General features: G+C 54.9%; 2 rRNA genes (1 of these 2 running past the window's edge). Both read left to right on the forward strand.

The features are described from left to right. Positions 1–83 precede the first annotated feature (83 nt). A 16S ribosomal RNA gene (locus AB0310_RS17040) occupies positions 84–1,608 on the forward strand. A gap of 415 nt (positions 1,609–2,023) precedes the next feature. Then, positions 2,024–3,545 (forward strand): 23S ribosomal RNA (locus AB0310_RS17045) (it continues 1,680 nt past the right edge of the window). The 16S and 23S rRNA genes sit together here, the layout of an rRNA operon.

The raw sequence follows: 3,545 nt of genomic DNA on the forward strand, positions 1-3,545 counted from the left end.
GGATAGTCAGCAATGATTTATCTCTTTGGTCAGCATCAAACTCGCTGCGTTCCGGTTTTTCCCCGGTTCGTATGCAATTTCTTTTTACGGAGAGTTTGATCCTGGCTCAGGATGAACGCTGGCGGCGTGCTTAACACATGCAAGTCGAACGGTGAACACGGAGCTTGCTCTGTGGGATCAGTGGCGAACGGGTGAGTAACACGTGAGCAACCTGCCCCTGACTCTGGGATAAGCGCTGGAAACGGCGTCTAATACTGGATATGTGACGTGACCGCATGGTCTGCGTTTGGAAAGATTTTTCGGTTGGGGATGGGCTCGCGGCCTATCAGCTTGTTGGTGAGGTAATGGCTCACCAAGGCGTCGACGGGTAGCCGGCCTGAGAGGGTGACCGGCCACACTGGGACTGAGACACGGCCCAGACTCCTACGGGAGGCAGCAGTGGGGAATATTGCACAATGGGCGAAAGCCTGATGCAGCAACGCCGCGTGAGGGATGACGGCCTTCGGGTTGTAAACCTCTTTTAGCAGGGAAGAAGCGAAAGTGACGGTACCTGCAGAAAAAGCGCCGGCTAACTACGTGCCAGCAGCCGCGGTAATACGTAGGGCGCAAGCGTTATCCGGAATTATTGGGCGTAAAGAGCTCGTAGGCGGTTTGTCGCGTCTGCTGTGAAATCCCGAGGCTCAACCTCGGGCCTGCAGTGGGTACGGGCAGACTAGAGTGCGGTAGGGGAGATTGGAATTCCTGGTGTAGCGGTGGAATGCGCAGATATCAGGAGGAACACCGATGGCGAAGGCAGATCTCTGGGCCGTAACTGACGCTGAGGAGCGAAAGGGTGGGGAGCAAACAGGCTTAGATACCCTGGTAGTCCACCCCGTAAACGTTGGGAACTAGTTGTGGGGTCCATTCCACGGATTCCGTGACGCAGCTAACGCATTAAGTTCCCCGCCTGGGGAGTACGGCCGCAAGGCTAAAACTCAAAGGAATTGACGGGGACCCGCACAAGCGGCGGAGCATGCGGATTAATTCGATGCAACGCGAAGAACCTTACCAAGGCTTGACATATACGAGAACGGGCCAGAAATGGTCAACTCTTTGGACACTCGTAAACAGGTGGTGCATGGTTGTCGTCAGCTCGTGTCGTGAGATGTTGGGTTAAGTCCCGCAACGAGCGCAACCCTCGTTCTATGTTGCCAGCACGTAATGGTGGGAACTCATGGGATACTGCCGGGGTCAACTCGGAGGAAGGTGGGGATGACGTCAAATCATCATGCCCCTTATGTCTTGGGCTTCACGCATGCTACAATGGCCGGTACAAAGGGCTGCAATACCGTGAGGTGGAGCGAATCCCAAAAAGCCGGTCCCAGTTCGGATTGAGGTCTGCAACTCGACCTCATGAAGTCGGAGTCGCTAGTAATCGCAGATCAGCAACGCTGCGGTGAATACGTTCCCGGGTCTTGTACACACCGCCCGTCAAGTCATGAAAGTCGGTAACACCTGAAGCCGGTGGCCTAACCCTTGTGGAGGGAGCCGTCGAAGGTGGGATCGGTAATTAGGACTAAGTCGTAACAAGGTAGCCGTACCGGAAGGTGCGGCTGGATCACCTCCTTTCTAAGGAGCATCTGACGCTTCGGCGTCCAGAACCCAGATCGAAGGCATACGTTCTTCGCTGGGAGCTCATGGGTGGAACATTTGACATGGCATCGAGATCTGATCTCGGGACTAGTACGCCGCTTCGGTGGTTGGAAGGTTCTGGGTGAGGGGACCGGTGCCTGCACGCTGTTGGGTCCTGAGGGACCGGATGCGGATCCTTCGGGGTCTGGTCTGAACCTCTGGACCTCTTTCTGTTTGTCCCTGTGGGGGCAGGTGGATGGGGGTTCCGCCCGTACTTTGAGAACTACACAGTGGACGCGAGCATCTTGCAGCCGGCTTTCGAGCTGGTTGCACAAGATGATCTTAAAGATCATTAGTCAATTTCTGATTCCATCTTCGGATGGGGTCGAGTTTTTGATTCAAACTCATGTGATTTCAAGTCTTTAAGAGCAAACGGTGGATGCCTTGGCATCTGGAGCCGAAGAAGGACGTAGCAATCTGCGATAAGCCTCGGGGAACTGATAAGCAAGTTTTGATCCGAGGGTGTCCGAATGGGGAAACCCCGCTGGGCGGCGTGCCGACCTAGTGACTCCCGCCTGAATATATAGGGCGGGTAGAGGGAACGTGGGGAAGTGAAACATCTCAGTACCCACAGGAAGAGAAAGCAACCGCGATTCCGTTAGTAGTGGCGAGCGAAACCGGATCAGGCTAAACCGAGTGTGTGTGATATCCGGCAGGAGTTGCATATTCGGGGTTGTGGGACTCACCAGTCAGTTCTGCCGAGCTGGCGACGTTACAGAAGCGTATAGACGAACGGTCTTGAAAGGCCGGTCATAGAGGGTGCCAACCCCGTAGTCGAAATGCGTGTTCTGGCGTGGAGAGTATCCCAAGTAGCACGGGGCCCGTGAAATCCCGTGTGAATCTGTCAGGACCACCTGATAAGCCTAAATACTCCCAGATGACCGATAGCGGACAAGTACCGTGAGGGAAAGGTGAAAAGTACCCCGGGAGGGGAGTGAAATAGTACCTGAAACCGTTTGCTTACAAACCGTTGGAGCACCCCTGGTAGGTGTGACAGCGTGCCTTTTGAAGAATGAGCCTGCGAGTTAGCGATATGTGGCGAGGTTAACCCGTGTGGGGTAGCCGTAGCGAAAGCGAGTCTGAATAGGGCGATTCAGTCGCATGTCCTAGACCCGAAGCGAAGTGATCTATCCATGGCCAGGTTGAAGCGACGGTAAGACGTCGTGGAGGACCGAACCCACTTAGGTTGAAAACTGAGGGGATGAGCTGTGGATAGGGGTGAAAGGCCAATCAAACTTCGTGATAGCTGGTTCTCTCCGAAATGCATTTAGGTGCAGCGTTGCGTGTTTCTTGCCGGAGGTAGAGCTACTGGATGGCCGATGGGCCCTACAAGGTTACTGACGTCAGCCAAACTCCGAATGCCGGTAAGTGAGAGCGCAGCAGTGAGACTGTGGGGGATAAGCTTCATAGTCGAGAGGGAAACAACCCAGACCACCAACTAAGGTCCCAAAGCGCGTGCTAAGTGGGAAAGGATGTGGAGTTGCTCTGACAACCAGGAGGTTGGCTTAGAAGCAGCCACCCTTGAAAGAGTGCGTAATAGCTCACTGGTCAAGTGATTCCGCGCCGACAATGTAACGGGGCTCAAGCACGCCACCGAAGTTGTGGCATTGACATTATTGGTAGGCCTTCGTGGTCCAGCCGTGTTGATGGGTAGGAGAGCGTCGTGTGGCCAGCGAAGCGGCGGTGGAAACCAGCCGTGGAGGCTACACGAGTGAGAATGCAGGCATGAGTAGCGAATGACGTGTGAGAAACACGTCCTCCGAAAGACCAAGGGTTCCAGGGTCAAGCTAATCTTCCCTGGGTAAGTCGGGACCTAAGGCGAGGCCGACAGGCGTAGTCGATGGACAACGGGTTGATATTCCCGTACCGGCGAA

The organism is Microbacterium meiriae (assembly GCF_040702565.1).
Lineage (GTDB): Bacteria > Actinomycetota > Actinomycetes > Actinomycetales > Microbacteriaceae > Microbacterium > Microbacterium meiriae.